At 40.1% G+C, this 25,996-nt stretch carries 21 protein-coding genes and 7 pseudogenes; 9 read left to right on the top strand and 19 right to left on the bottom strand.

The features are described from left to right. Positions 1-75: 75 nt before the first annotated feature. A pseudogene (locus MHO82_RS01970) lies at positions 76-933 on the top strand (IS256 family transposase); the annotation flags it as partial. Positions 934-1,071: 138 nt separating this feature from the next. Here the strand turns inward: MHO82_RS01970 and MHO82_RS01965 are convergent. Then, positions 1,072-2,394, bottom strand: a complete 1,323-nt coding sequence (locus MHO82_RS01965; RefSeq protein ID WP_239182162.1) for an SEL1-like repeat protein — start codon at positions 2,392-2,394, stop codon at positions 1,072-1,074. Between the two features lie 314 nt (positions 2,395-2,708). Between MHO82_RS01965 and MHO82_RS01960 the strand changes: the two are divergent. The 3 pseudogenes from MHO82_RS01960 to MHO82_RS01950 form a co-directional block, all read left to right on the top strand. Beyond that, positions 2,709-2,819: pseudogene (locus tag MHO82_RS01960) on the top strand (site-specific integrase); the annotation flags it as partial. Continuing rightward, a pseudogene (locus MHO82_RS01955) lies at positions 2,818-3,327 on the top strand (IS1 family transposase); the annotation flags it as partial. The pseudogenes MHO82_RS01960 and MHO82_RS01955, both read left to right, overlap by 2 nt. A gap of 363 nt (positions 3,328-3,690) precedes the next feature. After that, positions 3,691-3,864 (top strand): annotated as a pseudogene (locus tag MHO82_RS01950) (transcriptional regulator); the annotation flags it as partial. 247 nt (positions 3,865-4,111) lie between these two features. Here MHO82_RS01950 and MHO82_RS01945 read toward each other — a convergent pair. The 11 genes and pseudogenes from MHO82_RS01945 to MHO82_RS01900 form a co-directional block, all read right to left on the bottom strand. Beyond that, positions 4,112-4,939 (bottom strand): hypothetical protein, encoded by an 828-nt coding sequence (locus MHO82_RS01945; RefSeq protein WP_239182161.1) that lies wholly within the window; start codon positions 4,937-4,939, stop codon positions 4,112-4,114. Positions 4,940-4,977: 38 nt separating this feature from the next. Then, positions 4,978-5,421: pseudogene (locus MHO82_RS01940) on the bottom strand (hypothetical protein); the annotation flags it as partial. A 188-nt stretch (positions 5,422-5,609) separates the two neighbouring features. After that, complete coding sequence (locus MHO82_RS01935; RefSeq protein WP_239182160.1) at positions 5,610-7,079, bottom strand: alkaline phosphatase D family protein; 1,470 nt, start codon at positions 7,077-7,079, stop codon at positions 5,610-5,612. A 289-nt stretch (positions 7,080-7,368) separates the two neighbouring features. Next, a complete protein-coding gene (locus MHO82_RS01930; protein ID WP_239182159.1) occupies positions 7,369-7,524 on the bottom strand; it encodes a hypothetical protein in 156 nt (51 codons plus the stop codon). 135 nt (positions 7,525-7,659) lie between these two features. Then, the gene (locus tag MHO82_RS25735; RefSeq protein WP_275440453.1) at positions 7,660-7,791 is read right to left on the bottom strand and encodes a hypothetical protein; all 132 of its coding nucleotides are present in this window, start codon (positions 7,789-7,791) and stop codon (positions 7,660-7,662) included. A gap of 10 nt (positions 7,792-7,801) precedes the next feature. Further along, positions 7,802-8,737, bottom strand: a complete 936-nt coding sequence (locus MHO82_RS01925) for a hypothetical protein (protein ID WP_239182158.1) — start codon at positions 8,735-8,737, stop codon at positions 7,802-7,804. A 956-nt stretch (positions 8,738-9,693) separates the two neighbouring features. Next, a complete protein-coding gene (locus tag MHO82_RS01920; RefSeq protein ID WP_239182157.1) occupies positions 9,694-10,098 on the bottom strand; it encodes a DUF3850 domain-containing protein in 405 nt (134 codons plus the stop codon). Then, complete coding sequence (locus tag MHO82_RS01915) at positions 10,095-10,409, bottom strand: hypothetical protein (protein ID WP_239182156.1); 315 nt, start codon at positions 10,407-10,409, stop codon at positions 10,095-10,097. The genes MHO82_RS01920 and MHO82_RS01915 overlap by 4 nt, the downstream gene beginning before the upstream one ends. A 112-nt stretch (positions 10,410-10,521) precedes the next feature. Then, positions 10,522-10,794, bottom strand: a complete 273-nt coding sequence (locus MHO82_RS01910) for a hypothetical protein (protein ID WP_239182155.1) — start codon at positions 10,792-10,794, stop codon at positions 10,522-10,524. 10 nt (positions 10,795-10,804) lie between these two features. Continuing rightward, positions 10,805-11,343 (bottom strand): annotated as a pseudogene (locus tag MHO82_RS01905) (phage regulatory CII family protein). 111 nt (positions 11,344-11,454) lie between these two features. Beyond that, on the bottom strand, positions 11,455-11,667 hold the full coding sequence (locus MHO82_RS01900; protein WP_239182154.1) for a hypothetical protein: 213 nt from the start codon (positions 11,665-11,667) through the stop codon (positions 11,455-11,457). A gap of 150 nt (positions 11,668-11,817) precedes the next feature. Here MHO82_RS01900 and MHO82_RS01895 point away from each other — a divergent pair, with 150 nt between their 5' ends. Together MHO82_RS01895 and MHO82_RS01890 are read left to right on the top strand one after the other, a co-directional pair. Continuing rightward, on the top strand, positions 11,818-12,483 hold the full coding sequence (locus MHO82_RS01895; RefSeq protein ID WP_239182153.1) for a phage repressor protein CI: 666 nt from the start codon (positions 11,818-11,820) through the stop codon (positions 12,481-12,483). After that, the gene (locus MHO82_RS01890; RefSeq protein ID WP_239182152.1) at positions 12,483-14,063 is read left to right on the top strand and encodes a hypothetical protein; all 1,581 of its coding nucleotides are present in this window, start codon (positions 12,483-12,485) and stop codon (positions 14,061-14,063) included. The genes MHO82_RS01895 and MHO82_RS01890 overlap by 1 nt, the downstream gene beginning before the upstream one ends. A 96-nt stretch (positions 14,064-14,159) precedes the next feature. Here MHO82_RS01890 and MHO82_RS01885 read toward each other — a convergent pair whose 3' ends face one another. The 3 genes from MHO82_RS01885 to MHO82_RS01875 all read right to left on the bottom strand — a co-directional run bounded on the left by MHO82_RS01885 (position 14,160) and on the right by MHO82_RS01875 (position 18,509). Further along, complete coding sequence (locus MHO82_RS01885) at positions 14,160-16,346, bottom strand: S8 family peptidase (RefSeq protein ID WP_239182151.1); 2,187 nt, start codon at positions 16,344-16,346, stop codon at positions 14,160-14,162. 8 nt (positions 16,347-16,354) lie between these two features. Then, on the bottom strand, positions 16,355-17,428 hold the full coding sequence (locus tag MHO82_RS01880) for an ATP-binding protein (RefSeq protein ID WP_239182150.1): 1,074 nt from the start codon (positions 17,426-17,428) through the stop codon (positions 16,355-16,357). 298 nt (positions 17,429-17,726) lie between these two features. Beyond that, positions 17,727-18,509 (bottom strand): hypothetical protein, encoded by a 783-nt coding sequence (locus MHO82_RS01875; protein ID WP_239182149.1) that lies wholly within the window; start codon positions 18,507-18,509, stop codon positions 17,727-17,729. Positions 18,510-18,690: 181 nt separating this feature from the next. Between MHO82_RS01875 and MHO82_RS01870 the strand changes: the two are divergent. After that, positions 18,691-19,446, top strand: a pseudogene (locus MHO82_RS01870) (site-specific integrase); the annotation flags it as partial. 203 nt (positions 19,447-19,649) lie between these two features. Here the strand turns inward: MHO82_RS01870 and MHO82_RS01865 are convergent. After that, on the bottom strand, positions 19,650-20,144 hold the full coding sequence (locus MHO82_RS01865; RefSeq protein WP_239182148.1) for a hypothetical protein: 495 nt from the start codon (positions 20,142-20,144) through the stop codon (positions 19,650-19,652). Positions 20,145-20,546: 402 nt separating this feature from the next. Further along, entirely contained in the window at positions 20,547-21,590 is a 1,044-nt protein-coding gene (locus tag MHO82_RS01860) for a GMP reductase (RefSeq protein ID WP_239182147.1), read from the bottom strand. A gap of 485 nt (positions 21,591-22,075) precedes the next feature. On the opposite strand from MHO82_RS01860, the gene MHO82_RS01855 reads away from it, so the two are divergent. Further along, a complete protein-coding gene (locus tag MHO82_RS01855; RefSeq protein ID WP_239182146.1) occupies positions 22,076-23,035 on the top strand; it encodes a glycine betaine ABC transporter substrate-binding protein in 960 nt (319 codons plus the stop codon). 117 nt (positions 23,036-23,152) lie between these two features. Then, positions 23,153-24,457: an inosine/guanosine kinase gene (locus tag MHO82_RS01850; protein WP_239182145.1), complete on the top strand. Its 1,305-nt coding sequence runs from the start codon at positions 23,153-23,155 to the stop codon at positions 24,455-24,457. Positions 24,458-24,557: 100 nt separating this feature from the next. On the opposite strand, the gene MHO82_RS01845 is transcribed toward MHO82_RS01850, so the two are convergent. Continuing rightward, positions 24,558-25,391, bottom strand: a complete 834-nt coding sequence (locus MHO82_RS01845; protein ID WP_239182144.1) for a hypothetical protein — start codon at positions 25,389-25,391, stop codon at positions 24,558-24,560. 74 nt (positions 25,392-25,465) lie between these two features. Beyond that, a complete protein-coding gene (gene ppiC / locus MHO82_RS01840; RefSeq protein ID WP_239182143.1) occupies positions 25,466-25,747 on the bottom strand; it encodes a peptidylprolyl isomerase PpiC in 282 nt (93 codons plus the stop codon). Positions 25,748-25,996 lie beyond the last annotated feature (249 nt).

Below are 25,996 nucleotides of genomic sequence, written 5' to 3'. Positions count from 1 at the left end.
TATTAGTTAACCTGAGTTCGGGATAAAAACTGAATGGAACTAAAAGCTGGTTCTGCGATCAGATCTTTCGACCAAGAAGGACTCATCACAAAAGAACCAGCTATGCGTAAGTTAGTAGACTTATTTTGTCATGTCGATGATTTTTGTCAGGCTTTTCTACCTCAGTGGCAAAAGTGGCAGTCTCGTCCTCTCGATAGTGTCTATCCCATTGTTTATATTGGCTGTATTGTCATAAAAGTTCGACAAGGCAAACAAGTAATCAATAAATCCGTGTATCTCGCCTTAGGCGTGAATATGGAAGGCCAAAAGGAACTGCTTGGACTATGGATATCAGAAAATGAAGGGGCTAAGTTTTGGTTAAGTGTGCTTACTGAGCTTCAAAATAGAGGTATAAAGGACATACTGATTGCTTGTGTGGATGGACTAAAAGGCTTTCCAGATGCCATTAACTCCGTCTACCCTGACACCCAAATACAGCTCTGCATTGTCCATATGGTACGGAACTCAATGAAATACGTACCGTGGAAGGATTACAAAGCGGTGACAACCGATTTGAAACTCATCTATCAGTCTACGACTGAAGATGAAGCCCTATTAGCCCTTGAGCAATTCTCTGATAAATGGGATGAAAAATACCCTCAGATTAGCCGTTCTTGGACCGCTCATTGGGATAACCTAAATACGCTATTTAATTACCCTCAGGACATACGTAAAGCCATTTACACGACCAACGCCATTGAGTCCTTAAATAGCGTCATCAGAAAGGCGATTAAAAAGAGAAAACTGTTTCCAAATGATGACTCTGCAAGCAAAGTCATCTACCTAGCAATTTTGGATGCATCGAAACGATGGACCATGCCTATACGCAATTGGAAAACGGCTTTAAACCGATTTATGATTATGTTTGAAGAGCGACTCACAAAATACTTATAACCGACAGTAATCACACAGAATTATTTACAGGGTCCAATACTCGGGCTTTTTAAATAATAAGATCAGAATAGTATAAGTAATCACCTAGTCACACTGACTTGATAGCACTCATTAATTTAAACTGAATCATTCACAAAATTAACCACAGTTTTTATAATTGGAACTTAAGCAAGTTTTAGCTTTATTTTCGGATTTAGAAATTTCGTTATCGGACATTGTTTCTCTTAACTTACTAACAACTTCGTCTTTTATTCCTTCCCTCGAGCTATTTTGGCTAGCCAAAATAAACCACATTGCAGCGGTTAATTTATTTTTTCCTTCTACACCTAAACCATTTTCATACATCTTGCCAAGATTATTTTGCGCTATTACATGCCCCTGCTTGGCAGCCTTTCGATACCACTTTAAGGCTTCTTCATAATCTTGATCTACACCCAGACTATTCTCATACATCCAGCCAAGATTATTTTGCGCTTTTGCATCGCCTTGTTCTGCAGCCTTTCGATACCACTTTAAGGCTTCTTCATAATCTTGCTCAACACCCTGCCCCTTATGGTACATAAAGCCAAGGTTGGTTTGTGCTGTTGCATAGCCTTGCTCAGCAGCCTGTAGAAACCATTTTACGGCTTCTTCATAACCTTTCTCTACACCTTGGCCCTTTCGGTATAGCAAGCCAAGATTATTTTTCGCTATTACATTCCCCTGCTTGGCAGCCTGTCGATACCACTTTACGGCTTCTTCATAATCTTGCTCTACACCTGAACCTTTCTCATACATCCAGCCAAGATTGGTTTGCGCTGTTGCATGGCCTTGCTCGGCAGCCTTTCGATACCATTTTACGGCTTCTTGATAATCTTGCTCTACACCTAAACCATCATCATACATCCAGCCAAGGTTATTTTGCGCTCTTGCATCACTTTGCTCGGCCGCCTTCAGATACCACTTCATAGCCTCTTTATAATCTTGCTCTACACCCAGACCATCATCATACATCCAAGCCAGATTCGTTTGCGCTGCTGCATAACCTTTCTCGGCAGCCTGTCGATACCACTTCATAGCTTTTTGGTAATCTTGTTCTACACCCAGACCGTCCTCATACATCCAGCCAAGGTTATTTTGCGCTCTTGCATAGCCTTGCTCCGCAGCTTTTCGGTACCACTTCATAGCTTCTTGGTAATCTTGCTCTACACCCAGACCATTCTCATACATCCAGCCAAGATTATTTTGCGCTCTTGCATAGCCTTGCTCCGCAGCCTGTCGATACCAGTTTATCGCTTCTTGATAATTGCGCTCTACATCCTGGCCCTTCTCATACATCCAGCCAAGATTAGTTTGAGCACTTGCATTGCCCTGCTCGGCTTGTGAAGTTAACTTTTCATTATTATTTGGAGTTAAGGAACAGGCAGTCAATAAAAACGATGCAATTACTCTTATTACCACCAGTTTAGTATTTAAGCGCATAAGTGAACCTGAGTAGCTAAAATTAAGAAACGATTTTAGTAATTTATTTACTATCATCAAATGAAAATTAAACGTTCATGTAAATTGTATTTAAAATGAATACCGCAAATTCAGAACCTTGTTAGTTCCTCTCGAATAGATACAAACTATTAGGCTATGCCTTCGTAAAATATTACTTCGAAGGCCTGAAAAAAGCAAAACGGGAATGGTTTGTGAAAATTAACATTCAGCCGTTGAGGTAATAAGTAACCCAAGCTTAAGTGGAAACTTACTAATGAGTTTATGGAAACACGTAGAAAAGAACAACTAAAACAAAAGCGGCTCAACTGCGTGGAAATCAGCTTAGTAAATACAAAATTACTTACACCAGCACCAAAACAAAGAAGAATCGCTCTGTTCCTATTTATTCCAGATTGTATGAAGTGTAGAAAGTCATTCCAACTTGATTACACTTATAATGCCTATTACCCGGGTGTAAAAGAGAAAATCGTTGATATGGCTATGAATAATTCTGGGTTACGCGATACCGCTAGAGTATTACACATTGGGTTTAATACGGTATTGAGGACATTAAAAACGCCAACCAAAGCAAGTAACGACACTTCCTTTTGATGATGCTGAAATCGAACTTATCTGTGAAGTGGACGAGCAATGGTCATTTGTTCAGAACAAGAAGAATCAACGTTGGCTTTGGTATGCATGGGAACCAAGATTTAAAAGGGTCATCGCGCATGCCTTTGGTCGCCGAAATGCAGAAGCATTTCGTTCTTTGCTTCAACACTTAATTACGTTTTTCTGCACAGGTGACTTTGCTGTGTATTCATCGCCCCTTCCAGCAGAGAAGCACATTGTGGGAAAGTTATTAACCTAACGTATTGAACGACAAGACCTCACATTAAGAACACGATTAAAACGATAAGTTTCTCAAAATAAGAAGAAATCCATGACAAAGTGATAGGTACATTTATTGAACGGGAGTTCTATAGGTGAGGTTCAACAAGTTGGAGTCACGACCAGTTTATTCTTCAAACATGACTGTAGGAGTAAGCTTAGCCGTGGATTCTCAAGGGGTTGCGGCTCAACAGCTTGCTAAGCCTGTTCAAATTTCAGCTCAACCCTCTCACGCTGTAATAGCTTGTATTCAACAACTGCATTAACCAGTGACAAAGCCGTTGACACAAAAATCCCTCATAATATTTGCGGTAAAGAAGAGCAAAACCAAGGTGATACACCACCCAATAGAGTTGTATAAAAAAACAGTAAAATTTAGTACCATAAGCCTGTCAGTCGATAGGTTTATACTGCAGCTGTTGCGATCCTGAATGCGGCCACTCTTTTGTCATGAATTTGTGCTTTAGTCACACACTTAGCCCTAGTTCCAAAACAACCAGCCAACTTGCCTTTAATATGGTTAAAGCCTTACCGCCAGAGCAGCGGCAAGAACTTCAACAGCAGATATCGATGCTATAAACAAAGATGTGATGAATCGGAATCGTCGGCCATTTCAACAATTGATTGAATGGCCTTTCTTTTATCTGCTATCTGCGTCTAGCTTTCCTTGGTTGGCAACAATGAGCAACTACATAGGAGTAACACTGTATATTAATACAGCGATCTGCAGGTGTTTTTAAACACAGATCACTCATCCATAAATTCTCTGAACCAATAAAATCACTACAAGCCCAGCCATACGACTAGAAACCAAATACATCAAAGATTAATTACTAAAATCAAAGCCTAGAGAAAATGCTATCCAATGCTTACCGTTATTTTTAAAATTCTCTTTACGCCCTACTTTGTCTTCACCAATAATTATCCCAGCATTAAACTCATCTTTCAGTTCAAACAGTATTCCTCCTCCCCAACTAAAGCCAAACAAGCTTGATGAATCCCCCTCACTATCTATATCTTGAATAGTCGTCGCACCTGCAAAAAGAACCGGATTAAACTCTATACCTAAGTGATTCCAATCTATTCGATACCCAACAAATGGGGCCAATGTAGAAGAACCGATATATTCTTTTCTTGTCTTATAATATTTATATGGTGCGATTAAAGCGCCATAACTAAACCCCCTTACTTTTGAGTTACCAAGTTCAAAACCTCCCATACCATGTGTAGCTTTAATTCGAGTACTGCGAGGTAAATAGCGTAATTCAACTGAATCATCGGGAAAAGACACACAATTTTTTCGCATTATGCTCGAATCGCTACTTTTATCCACCTCTATATTATTTTTATAATCTTCTTCCTCTGCTTTGTTAGCTTCACTTACCCACCCAAAATGAGAAACACGATAAAGTTCAAAGTATTCATCTTCGTGGGAAACGATTCGAATTTTCTCATTACTGGGTAAACAATAATATTCTGGGCTCTCCTCGGATTTTTCTTGGTCAACCAATACAACATCGTAAACAAAACTGACAGTATCTCCCTTATAATTTCCGTCACTATTAGGGACTGAACCCTCTTCACCTTCAGCCTGAACAAACAGAGAAAAAGAAACAGCAGCCATAGCAAAATATGGTAATAATACTCTTTTCATATACACCTCCACATACACGACTAAGATCTCAGCCGCTATTAACATATATATTCATAATAAAATTCATATAATAAGACCTCACGCCAACTCCGAATCATCCCAATCAGGAGAAGCTGGCCATGCTCTGGAAAAACCGATAAATCTGGCTGTACATACTCAGATTCAGATAATGGCTTCGGTGGTTCTTTTTCAAATTCGTCTAGCCAACTGAGGTTCGCTGTGGGTATGTACTCCTCTGCTAGCTGAGCTGGGCCCACGGTTCCGCACGGAAGAACCTCCGCAGGGCGAATTCTTATCCTTGTTTCATCATCTATTCGAACTGAACTGCCTTTTTTCAACGCGGCCAAGGCAGATTCATCAATATTTGGCGGTAATTCCCCTCTTATTGAGTAAGGCGCTAGTAGCCTTCTTAGCTGATCGTCAATCTGCTCGGATTGTGGCTCCGTACAGTTATTGACAGAACTCCGAGTTCAATTACTTACCTTTAGCTTATGCATATAGATTAGGCTTTGAAGGCTCTTTTGGTTTCCTTACTTTTTAAAAAGTCTTAACTTGCTCTAAATCATTTGAACACAAAGACTTTATCAGGGATTTATAAGCCTGGTCGAAATTTAACAGTTCTTTACCACTCATTGACGTCCCCTAGGTAGTTAACGCCTCAAACACCGGCTCAGCTTTGCTGCGTCCGAGTGCTTTGACTTGTTAGAGGTAATCTTGTCTCAATTACCGCATCGCCGTTTTGCCTAAGCACTTTAAAGATCAAAGAATTTTCAATAATTTCAACATACCCGACTGCATTACTTGCATAGAATTTACAATCGGTTTCTGAAAGTGGTTGAGAAAGAGAAAAACCAGAAGCTCCATATATGGATTTATCAAACCTTACATCATTTTCGAACCATCTTATTCGATTCATTAAGAAACTTGTCGGCCAGAATAAAGAGCCAGAAACAAGTTGATGTATTGTTGTACTTTGACCTTGATATTTTAGGCTTGCTGCAAAATGGGAATGAATATCTCCTGATAAGAAAATAACATTTTGAATATCTTTACTGATAATATAATTCAATATACGTTCTCGTTGACTCGGGGCTTTTTTCCAATTGTCAGACTTGTTAGGTTTAGAATGATTATCAGCCAAAAATGTTACTGAACTTGCCACTAATTTCACTCGGCAATCAGAAGATAAGAACTTCTTCAAATGCTCCTCTTGTTCGGAAGAAATTAAGCCTCTATGCCCTCTCTCTTTTCTAGTATCCATGAGAAATAGACCTACATCACCAAAATTAATGCTAGCATAATGCCTTACAGGCACTTGGTTTTTAGACTGCCCCTTTACGAATGAAACGCCTTCTTGCTCACTAGGCTGTGTATCATATATAGGTCCATGAGATGCTTGATAAGAATAGAACGCGTTAATTCCATTTATAAGTCGATCTTTATCTTTATTTAGCCAATTAAACCTTGTGTCGCCATATTCATCAGCTCCGTGTTTAAAGCTATCTTCTATTTCATGATCATCCATAACCATGTAGTTCGGCACTTCAGGTAGCAGTCTTTTGACATGCGTATTGCAAAAAAAATCTTCATATAATTTAGTAAAGTCTTTCTTTGATGAGTTATGTAGTGTGGCACCTAATAATTTATCATTATAAACTTGGTCTCCCAGCCAGAGCATCATATCTAACGGGGTATCTTGGTGCATCTTATGAACGGTTTTTAGAACTTTTCCAACTCGACTGTCATCATTATTTCTTAAACAAGAGCCGAAACAAAAGCAAAACTCTGAAGAACTTTTGGTAAGAAAACTATAAGTTTTAATTTCTTCCCAATATTCAAGATTTTCTATTTCGTCTTCTGAGTAATCGGAAGTGTACGCCATTTGATACTCATACTTGGTGTTTAATTCTAGATAAGTTAATTCAATAACACCGGTATAGTAAAAGTTTGCATTGAATCTAAACTGTTTTGCTTTTTGCCAGTTAGATCCACTTCTCCTAATTCTAATCCAGCCGCAATTTGGTTTATCATTATTTGGTTTTTCATTATTATTCCAGCACTGAATTCCGCACATTATTCTTGCACTAGAAGTTTTAACTAAGCCCAAAACAGGACCAATCCTTGGATTGATTAACTTCATTTCTTATCTCCTCATGCATAATGCTTGAAAAATATAACGCCTGCAATAAGGTGCCCCGCACTGAGCCAACAAAGCAAACCGAACTTCACACCAAAACCGCCGAGTGTAACGGGTCACCTTAATTGCTTTGTTATACATTCTTACTCATCACTCAAGTTTTTCAAACGATACGCAGCATAGCTATTTCCTCTTGAGCAGTTTGTTATGTGGCTGCACTTCGAATCGATTTATATCTATCAGCATGACCATGACCCATTAGGTTTGCAGCTTGAATTAAATGATTCCAAAACTACTTTGATGGGATCGGGTTATCTTCTATAACACCATCCAACTCTTCCATTGCTAACAAAAGCTCATTTGCAGCGATGTAATCAAAAAAATCATTTTTTCTATAACCATTATCGGATTCAATGGTTGTCTCTGGAAGCAGTTCATAAGCCGCCATTAACTCTGCTTCTATTTTCTGCCATCTCTCACTTGAGTCATATTTATTACTAACCTTTGGCCTCTCTGACCACATAACGCCTGGGATCAGCGCCGACGCCCCTTGCAGCCCATTGCTATGCGAAAAATTTGATGGTTACTTCCAACAAGTAACAGAATACTTGCCGTTGACTTGTTTGGTTACCTCTACCTTACTGGCGCTCGCCCGCAAAGCTTCTTTGACAACACTTGGAACTTCGCTTTTTGGTATATCAGTTAGTTTGTTCATCTAAGCATCCTTAATTGCACGAAATAGAAAGATCAGTAACTGCATCGGATCGCAAACTGCTTGCTCTTTTACCGAACATAAAAATGACATGACCTATGTTGTCCGCTGTTTGTTTGCGCCATTGATCCAGTTTTCCTTTATTATCGGCATTCGAATTGAGCCACGATTTGATGCAGTTAGTGGTTTTCAGATCATCTACATCGAACTCATCTGAAATTCCGGCAACCCTGGCTTGTTCTATCTCCATCGTATTGCGAATGACTTCTGGGCACAAATTTAGGTCTCCCTTCAGCGACGCTGTTGCATTGTTGCTGTCGTCTGCCGATATAATTGCCATGCAGTAATCTAGGACATAGGGCTTGTTCACCACATTGTTAACCATACTGGACACAGCTACAGCGATGGCTTGAGTAGACTGATCATTGAGTCGGCTAGTAATACCACCGCCTGAAAGCGCTGCGCTACTGGAAGATGATGCTGCCGCAGTTGTTGCGGCCGAGTCCTGAGCAGCTTGTAAAGATTGGACTCGTTCTGTTGCGGCGTCGAGAGTTTGTTGACGTAAGGCGCGAATTTCTTCAGCCAAAGCAACTTCACTGTCGGCAGTAGCAAGTTCTCGCTCCGCTCTTTGAAGTCTTGCGCCCGCACGTTGCCCAGCCGCGTCGTCTCCCGGATTGTTTTGACGATCAGCTTGGGCTGCCGCAAGTTCGTCTTGGGACTGTTTTTGCTTTCCTTCTGCGTCGCTTTTACGTTCTAACGCCTCTTCCAGTCTTGTTTGGACGCGCTGCTGTTGTTTTAAGGCCGCTTCAAGCAGCTGTGAGGTGGCGATCATCACTGAGGTAGCATCAGCCGAGGCGCTACCAGACAAGGCGGCTTGTTGTGCTACAACTACTCCTGTCAGTTGCTCGGTCGCGAGGATTACAGCCGTTAGATCCTGACTACGGCTCAACATCGCCATAACCTGTGGCCCACTCAACTTGCCGTTCCCATAGGCTTCGCACATACGGTAGAGCGCATCACGCATCAAAGTGATCGATTGGGTCCTAAGCCCAATGCTAGCCGCACTCGAATTTCCGCTAGCGGTTGCAGTCGCGGCACCCTTCGCCGGAGAACTGGCCCCGATGCCTGCAGCAGCAGCAAAGGCCGCCAAGGCATCCGGACTGGGCTCCGAGCAATACTTCCCCATGGAGTTGACGATCAATAGTCGTTGCTGAATGTCCAAATGGATTGCCTTGCCTTTGTTGCTAGCGGAATCAAGCGACGTAGTTCGAGCAATGGTGTTTAAATTCGCACAGCCCACTAAAAATAATAGTGTTCCAAACAACAAAGATATCCTTCCAGACCATTTTGGTTTATTTGCCATTCTCATCGCGCTTCTCCGTTTGATTTCCTCGTTACACATAGCATTAACTATATGACTGAGATCCGTATATATCTTTGATTTCGGGAGATATACTGATTTGAAGCACATATACAAGGCTCAAACCAAGACAACAAACCAAGTCAAGGATGTATCATTAATTGGACATTTAAATAATAGGTATGAATAGACGGTTACGCTCAATAAGCAATCAGCATTACATATAATTTACAGATCTATCATTAACACCTAGGCATACTTTGCCAATAGCACCTTTTCTCTATGAAGCGTTTGTAGTCAGCCATGTATTGTTCATCGGAAATGGCTTTTATATCACTCATGTCTATATCTCGGCATGTTAATGGCCAGCCTCGAGCGCTGGTAGCCCAGCACATAAAGTTATCCACTTTTTACTTTGCGTCTTCGCTATCAAAAGTAATGCAAAACCTGTTTTCGGTACTAACATGCACACCACGTTACTTGATGGTTCTGTTTAGCTTCTCTGCCTGTTTTTCCAAACGGATGATTCGCTGGTAAAGCTTTTTTTAATACTCCTCTGGTTTACCTTGTTTCTTGGCTATCGATTTCGCTTTGATGGTTTGGCCTTTGGCAGCTTGAGCAACCTCAATACCTGCATCCATACAGTCGGCCGCTTCCACAAGGCGATCACGCAAATGCTCCATCAAAGCAACACAATCCATATGAACCGTATTCACAAGAGACAACACGCACCACTGCTTATCTAACCCAAACTGACCACCAGAAAGAACGTGGGTAATTTCATGACAAAGCGACTCACCCGTTGTTTTGCCTTTTTGGTCAATTTCATGCTGAACCAACACATCGCCCACTTGGTAATTACGATCATTAAAACGCACTTCAGACATTTTCAGCCCCTTGCGAACGGCAGCGAAAAACTCAGCTTCGGTTTTTACTTCATGCACTTTCATGATTTCACCTCCACACCTTGTGAAGCTTTCACCCCAGCAATCAGCTCAATAAGCTTGTCTTCAACCAACAACAACTCACATAAAGCCTCTTCCCCAGCTAAATCAACATACTCCTCAAGCACAACTCTTGGCTCTGCCGTTTCAAATTCATCCGCTACAGCAGAAACCGTAATATGAAGCCCTTCAATGTGGCTGGAATATCGAATAACGAAATAAACCACTCCTCGGTTTACCATGGCTAAATCCATGATCGAATTCACCGTAGATTGCACCGCTAACTGATTCGCAATAGCTTGTGTTTTCTTATTCATCGTTGTTACCTCATGAAATGTAGGTAAAAAGAAACCCTCCCTCTGCCTATACAAATAGGAGGGCGAATAGGCAAAATGCCTAATGGCTAGGTAGAACTAAATACTGCTAGGTTTAAGACCAACGCTCTGAAATGTGTGTGGCCTGTAAATCTATTTTTCGAATTTCGTGTCTTATGCGCTGCTGCTCGCTTAACTTATTGCTCTCTTCGTAATGCTGAACAAGCTCTGAACGGCGAGAATACAAGCGGGCTAACTGTTCTTCGCGCATTTGAGCGCGAACTTTTTGTAAACTGGCTAAACCACGCACCTTATCTTCATGAGGTAGCGCATAGTGCGGCATGTTTGGGCATGGGTTTGCTAAAGGTGGAATAACGGAAACGGACACAGGTGCTCACCTAAGCTAAACTTGGAATAGGAGCACCGCTGGCAAGCAATTCCATACCCATACTAATTAATGGAGTTGTGCCAGTAGTGCGGTTCTCTAAATCAAAAATAATGGAAACAAGGTTGGTTAACGCCGATTGAGCCGCGCTATGGTTTTACGTTTATCGCTGCGGTATAAGCGTTCTGCATTGCACAGTGTGATTGCATCGCGAGAAAGCTCACCCGCTAACGTGCTGTTCATTAGCACTCGTTCAACGAACGTTTTCGCTTGTTCCTCTTTTGGCACCGCGGCCACCACGACACCTAAATCGCCAAGTAAGGTATTTACTATGGTGTAATCGCCCGAGGCATTGCAGAATATGGCCAAATCAACCGGCGTTAACTTATGCGGCTGCTCAGGGTTGAGTTTGTTTCTGAGCATGGTGCCTGAAATACCAACCGATTCAGCAAGCTTTTCGATATTGTGGTTTTGCACAAAATCACGGCAAACCTCATCAAAAGAGCGCTGTTTGAAGTCACGTAATTCGCACATAGCGTTCACTCCATCCATGTATGACACTCTCTATAGCAACGGCGGTATACAAATGACGACCCAAGCAATGACATGAATCCACATTGGGCAGTGGTTTTTATTCGGAATCAAAGAGGAAAAGCGCATGCACTACCCTAATTTTTCAATGGCTTCACGTGCGGCGATTTCAATCATGGCAACCATGTTTACCAGCGGCTTTTCTTTAGGACGCTCTTTTTTCTTAATTAGAGTTTTGCCTTGGTTTACATAATCTTTGATGGTGCCCATAGGCAGGCTAGAAATTCGTGAATACTCTTCATAAGTCACGAAAGGTACAGGAGAGACTGGGTTATAAGTCAGCATGATGGTATCCTTCTCGGCAGTTCATATAAATTCAGATTCATCCAGCTTTGGTCGGTGTGTGTGAATCTGAGTACGAGAAGATTGTTGATCGCCATCTGGATATTTTAAGCATCCATTTAGAGGTTCACGTCAAAAAAGCATGGAAAACTGATGGGAAAAGATAAAATCCTACCTTTTGAGTATTTGAAAGGTTCAGACTTTACAGACAATTTGAAGCGCATAACTAAAAGTAAAACACTTCTTGAAATGTCTGACTTACTAAATGTACCAAAGCAAACGTTTAGTACTTGGAACACACATAACCGTACTTCTCACGAACTCATGGTAAGACTTCATTTAGCATTGGGGATACCAATTGAGGACATGGCGTTATCTGATGAAGAAAGAGCAAAACTGCCTAACCGCCCTGCCGTTGCTACTGCTTCTACAGTTACTCCTGCGCCAGTAAGCCAAGCAAAACCACAACCGAAGCAAACAGACACTGTAATTCTGCCTTCAGTTTGCCTGACTAACGGAAAGCTAATTGATACGGGTGAGATCCCTTACGCGACTCGACGTATAAATAAGTACGACCTTGAAGGTGCAGATGTTATTGAAGTGGAAACGAACGAAGCAATCTTCTTAGTCAATCAAGACATCAAAAGTGCGGTATCAGGTAAATATTTAGTGGATATTGATGGGCATTTATCTATCAACCATATCCAGCGCTTGCCAGGTAAAAAGCTAGCTATCATCTTCGGTGACAGTACCATGGAAGTATCTGAAAACGATATTGAAGTAGTTGGCAAAGTAGTTGTTGAGATGAGGAAGGGTTGATGGGATTTAAAAAATCACTAAAAACGGCTAGAGAACTAGCCCAAGAAGAGATAAAAAACAGTAAAGAACTCACCCAAGAGGTTCAAAATTCGTTAAGTAGACTTACTGAGCCTCCAATGCCTGTACCTGAACTCTACAGAAAATTACAATCACAGCTCGGTAGTATACAGAGCTCTCTAAGTTATGTTGAGAAAGACTGGCCTATCGATGCTATTTTTGTCCAAATACATAAAGCTTTCAGTGCCTCAACAGAAATTCATAATGTCTTTTCCCAACCCGGACAAAAAAACCTTAATGATATATCTCACCTTACATTAAGCCTGAATGATAGTTTAAATAAAGCGTTAAGCCACCTGCGTGATGAACAGAGCAATTCAAAATTACAAGAAGAAATTACAGCTAATATAAAAGAACTAGAAGAGAAAGAGTTAAGGCTAGTAGAGTTACAGAATAACATTGAAAGACAATACTCACATTTAACAGATTATAAAAAAGAGTTAGATGATGCTTTCAAAGTATCGAAAAAAAAGATTTCAGACTACCCTAATCAACACTTAGAATATATTAAAGATGAAGTAGAATCACTTAAAGTGGAGCTATCAACGATTATTGAACGCACACAGTTAGAATGCACTTCAATAAGCAATGACTCGATTGAAGAAATTAAATCAAACTTGGTTTCATTTGAACACGAATCTATAAAAAAAATAAATAACATATCTTCTAAGCAACTAGAAGCACTAAATAAAGAGCATTTAGCCGCAGAAACAAGGTTAAATGAAACACTATCCAACGCTCTTGAAAATGGTGAAAAGAAAAACCTTTCATACTTAAAACAAGTAGGAAACATGATCACCAAGCAACAAAGTGAACTTCAAGATGAGATTACTTCTCAAACGATGGGGCTCAAAGACTTAATTAATGAAGAGGTTCGAACCTATCAAGACTTGAAAGATAACTTACAGAATGAGTTTAATGAAAAAGTCGCTAAGCTAGAAAAGCAATTAAGTATAGTTACATCAGGAGTGATGGCCGATCAACATATAAAACAAGCAAATACTGAACGCTATGTATATTGGATACTACAAATTGCTGGTTTTGCCTTCATGCTTGCTGCCATTTATGCAGGTGCCATATTCTTCAGTGAAATTACTAATGTTCGTCTTCCATTTTTCCAAAAACCAGACTTAGTTATCCATGTGGATGGTAGCTTAGCTGCTAATCAAAACCCAATGACTCTTATGTTCATGCGATTATCGATGATCATATTGCTTACGGCACCCGCAATTTATTTACTAAAAGAAGCTTCGGTTCATCGACATAAAGAAAATATCTACCGCCAACGAGGCATTCAGCTGGCTACTATTTCTCCATATTTAGAAGAATTAGAGAAAGATGAAAGAGCTGCCATTAAAAAAGATCTCGTCGCCTCATTTTTCCAATTCCATGATGGGAAAGTAGATACTCAAAACGTACCGGATTTCTTAAAAGATATGAAAGAAGCCGTTGGTATAGCGAAATCACTTAACTCGCAAACTAAAACAGTTTCTCAACGATTCGGACGTAAGCCAAAGCCGTAAGATCCTAATAAAAGCTCAGACGGAGCAATCTATCGGCCTCCCAGCATCAAGATTTAAAAAACGTAGGGCTGTAACCCCCACGCTTTTTAGTTAATACTAGATACGAAGTCTATTTGTAACTTTCACAGACTGTAACGTTTGATTTTGCTGAAGTACCATGTTGTAAGTATTTGTATCGCCCTCCGCTCGAATCGAAAGAACTAGAGAATACTTTAGAGGTTCGAGCTCCTTTTGAACGCCTCCCCCTTTTTCTCGAGCATGGTATTTGACATCAAAAACTGGATTCAGCAACGTAGCCTTCTTGAATCTCTGTGACCTTGAAATACATGTTTCCCACTTATGCGCATCCTCACGTAAATCCTCTTCCGTTTCGTACAGGTTACCAACAGAGAAGAATGTTTTTGTATCAGCATGAGTAGCTTCACCTGTTACTTTGCTCTCATTCCCACGAAAAACGATATCAAGGCCACTTCTTGTGTAATGAAGTGGATGTTCTGGGTCTGTAATTGCATTAAAGCAAAAAGTTGCTTTTAAGTGAACCCAAGTACAATCGATCCCTTCAGGTACTGGAATTGGTATTCTTAAATGCTCGGATTTATTTAACTCACCTTGATAAACCACAATAGCTTCATCATCCAAGCATTCCACAACCGCTTCTGGAGAGTTAGGTAATAGCCCCCATCCAACGTCATTTTGATCATTGCCTTCTTTATTTGCATGATGCACCATTAAAGCTTTAACTGTTGGCGCACTCAAATCAAAATCAGTTATCGCATCTACGCCAGCAGCGACTCTTAGTGCATACGGAGCGGCGTAACTGGTTCCTAAAGTACCTACGATCGAGTGTGTTAATGGAGAGTAAACCTTAAACAACTCTTCATTTGAACCACCAAAAATTATTCCGTCAGGCTTGACTACACCAGGACTTCTACCTGGCCCCACGCAACTATAAGAGGCTCTCTTCCAGGCATTACCTTCAGTGTTTGATGCCCCTACAGCAAAGCAATTCACCATATCACTAGGAGGCTGAATTCTAGCGTATTCTCCTTCTAAATCACCATCATTACCTATAGCTACAGTAGCGAAACAATGACCATCCTGAAGTAACCTATCAATAACCGAAGTCCAAACATGAACATCATCATCATCAATTGCCAATCTTGGACCTAGGCTGAGGTTAATGTACTTATATTCCTTTTGTTTTAAGACATCTTCAATTCGAGTAAGCACATCAAACAAGTCAGGGTCTGTATCACTTGCAGATAAGACTCTGACTATATCAACACTACTGTACGGATCACTTATGATCGGTTGATTCTCATTATAAGGTCCAAATAAATACGTAGAGCAAACCTCACTTCCATGAGCTAGTAAGCTTGGGTGGCCCATATCGACATCTGAAGGTATATACTCCGTAACCCATTCTTTAATAACGTGTTCATTACCAATGCCTCCATCAAAAATACAAACTTTAAAATCGTTATTAAGAGCCTTGAATTTAGGAAGAGAAAATGCATCCTTAAGAGACATTCTCGTAGCATCCGGACGATTGAATCGTAATTTAGGCATGCTTCGAAGGGCTCTAAGGTGTGAGAATTCAGCCAACTCTTGCTCATGCCCATTATGGATGGTGACAGGCAAAAATGTTAGCCCACCGACAATCTTTGCTCGCTCCCAATCAACGGTTCCGCCGAGGGTATTTGAGTAGTCCCCAAACGATTTTCGGACTGCGCTATCTTCTTCAGATGCATGCAAGACTACTTCTAATTTCAATTCTTGTTGTTCTATATCAACATGCTTTATTTTCTCTTCTGGCTTAATAGAGCTTACATTCTCAATGGATTGAATGATCTCTTTAGTACCATCGGGTAGATTGTCATGTTTAATGCTATTTAACATAGCTTCAAACTTTTCTCTTGTTCCTGATACAAAAATACAAGATGTAAGACCTTGCTCTGGGTGCTTTTTCACAGCCCAATTTTGAGGCTTAATTCGCAAAGATTTTGAGCCTACATCTTGAATATCGTATTTATTAAACAAGCTAGTTGGGTAGTACGATTTAGCAAGATATGAAGGATGCTGAATAAACTTTATTACGACCTCACCATTCGCACACTGCTCTACTGGCTTAGAATCTATATCTTCAATTACAACAGACAAATCCTGAACCAACCGATCTCTAGCTTCAGAAAAAGTGTACGGATGTTTTTTCGAGCCACCACCGGACTTAACCTCTACTTTGTCTGTCAGAGACTCACCATAGCCAATAATAAAGTTCTTCATCTTACTCCTTATTTCTTTTGCAAATCTTCAATTGATTTTTTAACAGTTGGTCGACTAATACCTAATTTCTCAGCAATGGCTCGCTGAGAAAGACCTTGCTCATGGAGCTTAACTGCCATCGCTTTTTTATCATCTAGACTCAACTCTTCATAGTAATCCACGCTTTTTTGTCCTGCGAGATTCCTTAATGAAATTGCGGATATAATACTGGCTCTTCTTTCTTGAGTTAGCTCCCTATCGATATCACTAAAAGACATTCCTTTGAACTTATCAATGCTTTCTCGTTTTCCACCTTGGGCGTCAGGCCAGTATTCACTTAAATATTCACTAATCATGCTTTCGGAGGGCATTACGAATGAAATTTCCATATCAAACCGTCTCCAAATTGCTGGATCCAACAATTCACCATGATTTGTAGCAGCTATAAGTAGAGATGTTGAAGGCCACTCATCAATGGTCTGAAGAAGAACTGTAACTAGCCTTTTTAATTCTCCAAGCTCTCTATCATCATCTCGACGCTTAGCAATCGCATCAAACTCATCAAGCAACAGGACGCATGGAAATGACATAGCATGTTCTAACACAGCCCTTACATTACTGCCTGTTTTCCCTAAAAAACTACTCATTACCGTAGCCAAATCCAACACCAATAAAGGAAGCTCTAATTTATTTGCTAGCCACCTAGCAGACATTGTTTTCCCTACACCCGGAGGACCTTGAAAAATCATTGATTTTGTTGGTTGCAATCCTTCCGATAGTAACGCATCTACATGTTTTCTTTCTAATAAAGCCTGTTCAAATGACTCATAAACACTCTCAGAATAAATCGGAGCCTTTAACAGCATTTCTGGCTCTTCAACTCGAATTAAACTTTGCCTACTATCTGAATCAACAGGCAGTGGTTGCCTTTTTAAATCTCGGCTCCGAAGGGCGTCCGACGCTAATCTACTAGTCAGTTGCTCATACAGAGATGTATTGGTTACTCTTACCTTAGAGGCAAGTTTTCGAACTGCCATTTGCGCAATAGACTTGTCACCTCTCAAGGCTGCATCTACCAAGCTTAAAATAATTTTATCTTCCATTTTTTAGCCTACTCTTGATAACTACCAATATAATGGTAAGTCAATGCGCAAACTTTACCACACAAAGGCATAAAATTACCACCTAAATATCAATAGTTACCAACACATGTAAGTGCGTGGTAAAAGCAAAAAAAATGGTTTGCATTGTGTATTAACTAGCTCACATTTTGAAAATTAACCTAGCTAGATTCGCCCTATTGCTGGCATAACAAGCTTTAGGGAAAAACCAATTTAAAGTAATCTGCCAGAGCTAGTTAGATCATAATTTTGGAAACTGATAAATAATTCACCTCAAAGGTTACGTTTCAAACTCTAATACTACTTCCACTTTCCTAAACGATAGATATTTTGTAAAACCAGTACTGATGATGGCTTTATTATTTTCTGAGAATCCTACATGGCCAACAACAATAAAATCGGAGCCATCCAGTTCAGAAACTTCTTTTAATTTAAACTTTTCCAGTAATTCATCTTTTAAAGAAGATGAAAGGCTAATACTTGGCTCTTTTCTATAATCACCGTAATTCAGCCATAGAGTGCCGTTTTTATCGACATTCAGGTTATTGATCGAACCCCAGAAAATGTACTCTTTGCCAACATGCTCTCTACTCACGGTAGAAATTGGTACCAAATACTCCGACAGAGTGCCTTCTATAATTGGCCGACCGCCAGAGGCAACAATTTTAATCGTTTGGCCTTTATCGGCATACTCAGGATTTCGGCATAAATTGGTAAGTAATGCTCTGAGGGATTTATTCAAAGGAAAACCAGAGCCACTACCTAGCCCTTTCGCTTGCTGTGTACCAACCCATACGGATTCATCGAGGCTATGCTTATGGTTATTTTTAGATAGGTAAAGCGAATTATTAGAAGCTTTGTCTAAATCGACTTTCAAGTCAGATGATGTTTCGCCATCATCATTTTTATCTTCATCAGTACCATCAGTACTCAATAAAGCAGTAGAGGCATCGCAGCCATCGGCATGCCTAGCACCAAAACAAGCCATCCGGTTAATTTTGGCGGTTTCATACGCTTCAGTGGTACATTGACTGCCATCTTCCCGATAAGTACTAACTATCATAGCCATACAACCAATTGATTAACTTATTTAAAGTTAGCAACTGATCATTCATGCAATCAATCGATAAATATGCACCCTGTGACACAAATCATCATTAATTCCACTTATTATCTAAGGACTTAGGAATTGCAAATCTAACATCGCAGCGCTACTGTATATAAAAACAGTTAAAGTGATTATTATGTCGATCAGAAACGTAAAAGATGGATCTGCTAAACCTTGGCTTTGCGAATGCTATCCCAACGGGCGTAAAGGTAAGCGTGTTCGTAAAAAGTTTGCTACCAAAGGCGAAGCGAAAGCGTTTGAGCTTCACACCATGAAAGAGGTGGATGATAAGCCGTGGATGGGCAATAAATCAGATCACCGCCGGCTTTCACACATTATTGATGTTTGGTATTCCCACTATGGCCGAACGCTAACCAATGGCGAAGTAATTTACCAAAAGTTTGGCCACATGGTTGAGGCAATGGGTAACCCAGTTGCTTCTACGTTTAACGCCAAGATATACGCTGATTTTCGCAGTAAACGCATGGCAGGCCAACTGAGCTTTGTAGATGATAAATGGCAAAAAAGCGCTCCGAGTGTTTCAACGCTGAATTCTGAACTAGCACACTTTAAAGCGGTATTTAGTAAATTAAAGGAAATTGGTGAATGGCCTCAGCCCTACCCTTTAGAAGATCTTAAACCGTTTAAAGAAGCTGAACGTGAAATGGCGTTCTTACCAAAAGAGAAGCTGCCACTTTTACTTGATCTGGCTAACCAGCACCAACGCCAAGACATTATTAAGATAGTGAAAATTTGTTTAGCCACGGGAGCACGCTGGAATGAAGAGGCTCAACTGCGTTGACATCAGCTCAGTAAATACAAAATTACCTACACCAATACCAAAACAAAAAAGAATCGTTCTGTTCCTATTTCGACTAGGTTGTATAAAGAGAGCTAAAAAACCAATCTCCGGTTTATAGCTACTGTCGCCACAAAAAACTTTTGAATAAGTGTCGCCACTTACTATTTTGGGGCATAAAAAAGGCCGCTAAAATGCGGCCTAAAATCATTCGTTATTTCTGTTGAAATGATAAAGGCTTTGACGCGAGAACAGCATCAAAAGATTAAACAGCATTCACAGTTTTAATTTGGTTTCTACTTTGGAGTAGCGGTGAAAGGAACATAATAATAAATGCCACATCTATTACACGTAAACTTACCACTTATTTTAGTATCCGAAATATAATCAATCATTATATTGTTACGATCTCCTCCAGGACTCGCTCTATATGTACCATCTTTGAAAACTAAACTAGATCCATATCCCGAATCTCTTTTCCAAATTGAGTATGAGGTAGAGCTAAAGCTTAACTTTACATCTGTATAGCCATCAACAACCCACTCCGTACTACGAAGTAAATCACGAGATGATTCGTCTATATAATGGCCTTGGATTGCATACTTAAGTTCACCGTTAGACGTTAAATATATGATTTCTTGTATTCCATTACCGTCTAAATCGGCAAGTTCAAAGGATTGAATATCTTCATTTGGTAATATAGTTCTTGGATTTGAAAATGAAATATCTTTTGAGAGTGCTTGAGTTGATAATAACGAAGTCATTGCCAACAATAAAAAACTTTTTTTCATCGTGATTTCCCTTTATTTAAATACTGGTTTGCCTAACCAACAAACTATTTCCGGGGAATATAAACCAAAGGAAAGTCATCAGTCAAATTACATAAACAATTGATAATAAAGTAAATACATGAATATTCCGTGCATTAAAAAGGCACTTAATCAAAGAGACCAATCACACTTTCGCCCTACCCATCACATAAATGCCAACACCAATACCAAAACAAAAAAGAATCGCTCTGTTCCTATTTCGACTAGGTTGTATAAAGAGTTCTAAAAACCCAATCTCCGATTTATAACGACCGTCGCCACAAAAATTTTTTGAACAAGTGTCGCCACTTACGATTTTTGGGCATAAAAAAGGCCGCGAAAATGCGGCCTAAAATTCTTCGTTATTTCCGAACTATCGAGTGATTACTCTTTACCAAAAACGTTGTTCTCTTGTTCTTGTACGCGGATAAAAGTCGTGCGTTTTGTTAGCTCTTTAAGCTTTGCTGCGCCTACGTATGTACACGTTGAACGTACACCACCAAGGATGTCTGAGATAGTACCGTGAACGCTGCCACGGAATGGCAATAGTACGGTTTTTCCTTCAGCTGCGCGGTATTTTGCTACGCCACCTGAATGCTTGTCCATCGCGCTCTGTGAAGACATGCCGTAGAACTTCATGAAAGTTTTACCGTTTTGCTCAATGACTTCACCACCTGACTCTTCATGGCCTGCTAACATACCGCCAAGCATTACGAAGTCAGCGCCGCCGCCGAATGCTTTAGATACATCGCCAGCACATGAACAGCCACCGTCACCAATAATACGGCCACCTAAACCATGAGCGGCATCTGCACATTCAATGATTGCAGAAAGTTGAGGATAACCAACACCCGTTTTTACGCGAGTCGTACATACAGAACCTGGGCCAATACCTACTTTTACAATATCGGCACCAGCAAGAATCAGCTCTTCGACCATATCGCCAGTAACAACGTTACCCGCACTGATTACTTTGTCTGGAAACTCAGCGCGTACTTTTTCAACATACTGAACTAAATGTTCAGAATAACCGTTCGCGATATCAATACAAATGAAGATTAAATCATCACTTAATGCCATGATATCTTTCGTTTTTTGAAAATCTGCTTCAGAAGTACCAGTAGATACCATTACATTTTTCAGAACAGAAGCATCATTCTCTTTTGCGAACTCAGCCCAATCAGCAACGGTGTAGTGTTTATGAACAGCCGTCATCACGCCGTGCTCTGATAATGCTTTCGCCATGGCAAAGCTACCAACAGAATCCATGTTTGCAGCAATAACAGGTGTACCAGACCATTGACGACCGCTGTGTTTGAATGTAAAATCGCGGGTTAATTCAACTTGAGAACGGCTTTTTAGTGTTGAACGCTTCGGGCGAAACAATACATCTTTAAAACCTAACTTAAGTTCTTGTTCGATACGCATGGTGTAGATCCTTAGTATTAACGAATTAATGCTGCATTTGTATATGCAATCTTTGGCAGAAGAAAACAGATACTATATTGCAGGCACAAAAAAACCGGAGCGTTGGCAGACGCTCCGGTTTTCAGTATTATAGGCAGAGATTTTTTTTAAACAAGACTGCAATTTTTATTTTTTTTATGATACCTTTAACCAGATAGTAACCTCTTAAAGTGGTTTCGTTACATCCATATCATACCAACTGTTTTCTAAATCATCTCTCCCATCTATACCCTACAGAACAGATATAACTCCAAGATATAAAGTAAATTCCCTTTCTTCTCATTTACATCGTCAGTAGCTCTCATTGTGTATACTAAATATTATCAGTTGCGTTATGGGCGACGACACACATGCACTTTAAAAGCCTCTGTTTTCTTTTGTTTTTGTTAATGCCCCCTCTTGGTTACAGTGCCATACCGGATTGTTCCTCCAAACCTGAAATCAGGATGTTAGCCTTTAGCTGGACATCAAGCCAAATACTCACCGAAATCGAAACCATCATTATCGAAAAAGGGTTTGGCTGCCGGGTTATACATATTCCTGATCATCAAATTAAAGGGCTAATCACGAGTCTGGAAGCAAATGACATCGACATCATCCCTGAATTATGGGAAAACAGTTACACCAATGAACTAATCCGCCTTAATAAAGAAGGGATCTTTAAAGTATTAGATAATGTCTACTCTAATGCCCGTGAAGGCTGGTTCATCCCAGAGTACTTAGCCCAAGAGTACTCAGGGCTGGATTCCATTTACACGCTAGGCAGCTATACGACTATGTTTGCGAGATTGGAAAATGAAGATAAAAAAATAGCCTTCATTAGTTGCCCTGTTTTTTGGACTTGCTCAACCATTAACTACAATTTGCTTGCCGCTTTCAATCTTCATGATAAGTTCAGGACCATCATCCCTACATCAGCAAAGGAACAGCAAGAGTTAATTATTAAATATATAAAGGAGAGAAAACCGTTCGTTTTTTACTACTGGAGCCCTGCTAGCCTGTTAGGGGAGTTTTCATTCACAGAAATCACTATGCCCAGCTACAACTTCCGCGGGCACCAATGCAATAGCCAGCTTAATTGTTCGGCCCCTTATCCTAGTGGTTACCCCATTACCGATGTCTCAACGGGGGTGTCTTTCTCATTTGAAAAAAATCACCCAGAAATTACCAAGATGCTACGTAAAGTATATTTACAAACTAATGATATGAATCGGCTACTCGCTTGGGCTAAGATGGGAGAGAACTCACCACGGGATGTGGCACTGCACTTTTTAAGAAACTACAGCATCTATTGGACGGATTGGGTGCCTCATGATGTTAAGCTCAAAGTTAAAGCGTACCTTGAAGATCTGACATTACATAGAACATCACCTCGTTCTCTGAAAGAAAATCCAAGCTCACAATGATGACAAATCAAGCAACTGCACTTTTTGTTGTCGTAATTTGTCGTTTAAATGACAGTTTTCTTATTTTTTTGTGATAGAATCGACGAAAATTCCCAATACAACTAATTAGCTCAATCGATGAAATTTCCTGGTCAACGTAAGTCTAAGCACTACTTTCCTGTTCATGCTCGCGATCCGCTAGTCAGCCAAATCAAACAAGAACCAAAATTAACGCGCTCGCACCTTATTGGTGTAGGCCAAACGATTGTTGATATTGAAGCTCGTGTTGATGATGACTTTCTAGAAAGACATGAACTTAGTAAAGGCCACTCTTTGGTTCTCGAAGAACATAAAGCGGAAGCTTTGTACGAAGAACTAAAAGAAAGAGACTTAATCCAACACGAGTATCCAGGAGATACGATTGGTAACACCCTGCATAACTACTCTGTATTGGCAGACAGTAAATCCATCTTGCTGGGTGTAATGAGTAAAGATCTAAAAATTGGTTCTTATGCGTACCGCTACCTGTGTAACACTTCTAGCCGTATGGATTTAGACTACTTACAACCAGTGAATGGTCCTATTGGTCGTTGTTACACACTGATCTCTGAAGATGGTGAACGTACTTTCGCCATTAACGAAGGTCAGATGAACCAACTTTCACCACAAAGCGTACCAGAAAAAAGTTTCAAACAAGCTTCTGCTCTTGTGATCTCATCCTACTTGGTGCGTGGTAAAAAAGGCGATCCAATGCCGGATGCCGTAATGGCAGCCATCGGCTATGCAAAGAAATACGATGTACCAGTTGTTTTAACTCTTGGCACCAAATACGTTATCGAAGACAAAGCAGAATGGTGGCAAGCGTTCTTAAAAGAACATGTAACTGTTGTTGCTATGAACGAAGAAGAAGGTGAAGCGCTAACAGGCGAGAAAGATCCACTTCTTGCTGCTCATAAAGCGCTAGACTGGGTTGATTTAGTGCTATGTACCGCTGGGCCAATTGGTTTATACATGGCTGGTTACACCGATGAAGAAGCGAAACGTGAAACGACATTGCCGCTACTTCCAGGTAACATTCCTGAATTTAACAAGTATGAATTCAGTCGCCCAATGCAAAAAAGCCAGTGTAAGAACCCACTAAAAGTGTACTCGCACATTTCCCCGTACATGGGTGGCCCGCGTGTAATTAAAAATACCAATGGCGCAGGTGACGGGGCTCTTTCTGCACTTTTGCATGACATGTCTGCCAACCGTTACCACAAAGAGAATGTACCGAATTCAAGTAAGCATGAGTATAGCTACCTATCATACTCATCGTTCTCTCAGATTTGTCGTTACTCGAACCGAGTAAGCTATGAAGTGCTGACTCAACATTCTCCACGTTTATCAAGAGCACTGCCAGATCGTGAAGACAGCTTAGAAGAAGCCTACTGGGAGCGCTAATCTCGTTTCCTCAAAATAAGAAAAATAAAAACCGATCATGATGATCGGTTTTTTGTTATTTATTGACAGTTTAGAATCACCCTAGCTAAGATAATACAAATTAAGCATCTAATAATATTTTAGCTAAGGTTGAATATCCCTCTTCTTCTAAGCATTCAATTACTTCTGCAATATTAATAACGATATCGCTGTGTTTTAATTCGATAAACGCTTGCTGGAAGATCTCTTCATGATAGTCAATATAATCATCATAAGCATTAAAACAGACAAAAATTCGACTTAAAGAAATTGAGTCGGACACTTTTCGTCCATTGGCTTTAGAGACAAGTAACTTGAATAAACTTGGCTTGATAAAGTAACAAGTCAGACATAAATATAACGCTTGACCAAATGCTTCATCGTTTAATTCTTCAAGCTTAATATCTGTATCTTGCAACACACCTTCAAGGTAATCTACATAATCATCATCAATCTCAAGTGATTCACCAGCTTTACATAAGATGGTGAAGTACTCCGTCACCGACATCATCTCTTTGTTACGCAATAGCTTAAAGGGAGTATCTACATACTCATTTTCAAACTTATCTGTATTACAAATCAATATTGCAAGAAAGTAATCAGCGTACTCGAATAACATCCCTAGCTCGATGCACCTTAAACAAGCTTTAGCCATATCATCAGGAGATTGATGCCCCACCAATTCTGGCATACAGGTATCAAACTGCACCGATGAAAGATCATCCCCCATAAGCTCTGCATACTTTTTGATGTATTCAGTCGGTAACGCTGCCGTTACGTCTAGGTAGCTATCAAAAAGAACATCACCCAACTTTTTTACTATTTCATAATCACTATGATCCAAAGCACCAATGAGTTCATGCAGCTTTTCTTTTCCATCAGCCTCGCTCCAGTCCCCAAAGTAATACTGTTTCATCGGGATATCCTTAAATTAATAGTCTTCCAAAGCGCGCAAACCGCTATATCACTTACCTAGATAATGTTAAGGATTTACGTGCGATAAAGAACCTTGATTATGTGGTAGCCAAACTTTGTTTTAACAGGGCCAATTGGCTCTAGCACTTTACCTGTAAATACGGCTTTATCAAACGCAGGAACCATAGCCCCCTTTCGAAACTCGCCAAGATCTCCGCCACGTTTTCCTGATGGACAAGTAGAATGCTTTTTCGCCAACGTCTGGAATTTTGCGCCTTTTTTTAATTGTTGCAGAATGTCTTTTGCTTTTTCTTCATGTTTGACCAAAATATGAAGTGCGGCTGCGGTTCTTGCCATAAATCCTCTTACTGTACTGCTGTATTGTTCTGGCGCGATTATAAATGATCTAGTTCAAATTTGCAGTCATGTAAGAACAATAAGCAACCTCATCAATGTTATTAATAACAATACATTCACAATAAATATACCATTTTATAAAGTTACAAAAAGAGACTAATTTCTTTATACCCAAAGCATGATTTTACTTTTATAAACCTTATAAAAAGTTAAAATACTCGCCTGCCTCACCAACGCTATGGGTAAAAC

The organism is Vibrio sp. Of7-15 (assembly GCF_022347565.1).
Taxonomy (GTDB): Bacteria; Pseudomonadota; Gammaproteobacteria; order Enterobacterales; family Vibrionaceae; genus NORP241.
The sequence above is the reverse complement of the archived record's forward strand: the minus strand, read 5'-3'. Positions and strand labels throughout refer to the sequence as shown.

Excerpts from the sequence above, each read along its gene's own strand:
- MHO82_RS01965 (WP_239182162.1), bottom strand. The coding sequence starts at position 2,394 with ATGCGCTTAAATACTAAACTGGTGGTAATAAGAGTAATTGCATCGTTT.
- MHO82_RS01945 (WP_239182161.1), bottom strand. The coding sequence starts at position 4,939 with ATGAAAAGAGTATTATTACCATATTTTGCTATGGCTGCTGTTTCTTTT.
- MHO82_RS01935 (WP_239182160.1), bottom strand. The coding sequence starts at position 7,079 with ATGAAGTTAATCAATCCAAGGATTGGTCCTGTTTTGGGCTTAGTTAAA.
- MHO82_RS01930 (WP_239182159.1), bottom strand. The coding sequence starts at position 7,524 with ATGGCGGCTTATGAACTGCTTCCAGAGACAACCATTGAATCCGATAAT.
- MHO82_RS25735 (WP_275440453.1), bottom strand. The coding sequence starts at position 7,791 with ATGAACAAACTAACTGATATACCAAAAAGCGAAGTTCCAAGTGTTGTC.
- MHO82_RS01920 (WP_239182157.1), bottom strand. The coding sequence starts at position 10,098 with ATGAAAGTGCATGAAGTAAAAACCGAAGCTGAGTTTTTCGCTGCCGTT.
- MHO82_RS01915 (WP_239182156.1), bottom strand. The coding sequence starts at position 10,409 with ATGAATAAGAAAACACAAGCTATTGCGAATCAGTTAGCGGTGCAATCT.
- MHO82_RS01900 (WP_239182154.1), bottom strand. The coding sequence starts at position 11,667 with ATGCTGACTTATAACCCAGTCTCTCCTGTACCTTTCGTGACTTATGAA.
- MHO82_RS01895 (WP_239182153.1), top strand. The coding sequence starts at position 11,818 with ATGGGAAAAGATAAAATCCTACCTTTTGAGTATTTGAAAGGTTCAGAC.
- MHO82_RS01890 (WP_239182152.1), top strand. The coding sequence starts at position 12,483 with ATGGGATTTAAAAAATCACTAAAAACGGCTAGAGAACTAGCCCAAGAA.
- MHO82_RS01885 (WP_239182151.1), bottom strand. The coding sequence starts at position 16,346 with ATGAAGAACTTTATTATTGGCTATGGTGAGTCTCTGACAGACAAAGTA.
- MHO82_RS01880 (WP_239182150.1), bottom strand. The coding sequence starts at position 17,428 with ATGGAAGATAAAATTATTTTAAGCTTGGTAGATGCAGCCTTGAGAGGT.
- MHO82_RS01875 (WP_239182149.1), bottom strand. The coding sequence starts at position 18,509 with ATGATAGTTAGTACTTATCGGGAAGATGGCAGTCAATGTACCACTGAA.
- MHO82_RS01865 (WP_239182148.1), bottom strand. The coding sequence starts at position 20,144 with ATGAAAAAAAGTTTTTTATTGTTGGCAATGACTTCGTTATTATCAACT.
- MHO82_RS01860 (WP_239182147.1), bottom strand. The coding sequence starts at position 21,590 with ATGCGTATCGAACAAGAACTTAAGTTAGGTTTTAAAGATGTATTGTTT.
- MHO82_RS01855 (WP_239182146.1), top strand. The coding sequence starts at position 22,076 with ATGTTAGCCTTTAGCTGGACATCAAGCCAAATACTCACCGAAATCGAA.
- MHO82_RS01850 (WP_239182145.1), top strand. The coding sequence starts at position 23,153 with ATGAAATTTCCTGGTCAACGTAAGTCTAAGCACTACTTTCCTGTTCAT.
- MHO82_RS01845 (WP_239182144.1), bottom strand. The coding sequence starts at position 25,391 with ATGAAACAGTATTACTTTGGGGACTGGAGCGAGGCTGATGGAAAAGAA.
- ppiC (WP_239182143.1), bottom strand. The coding sequence starts at position 25,747 with ATGGCAAGAACCGCAGCCGCACTTCATATTTTGGTCAAACATGAAGAA.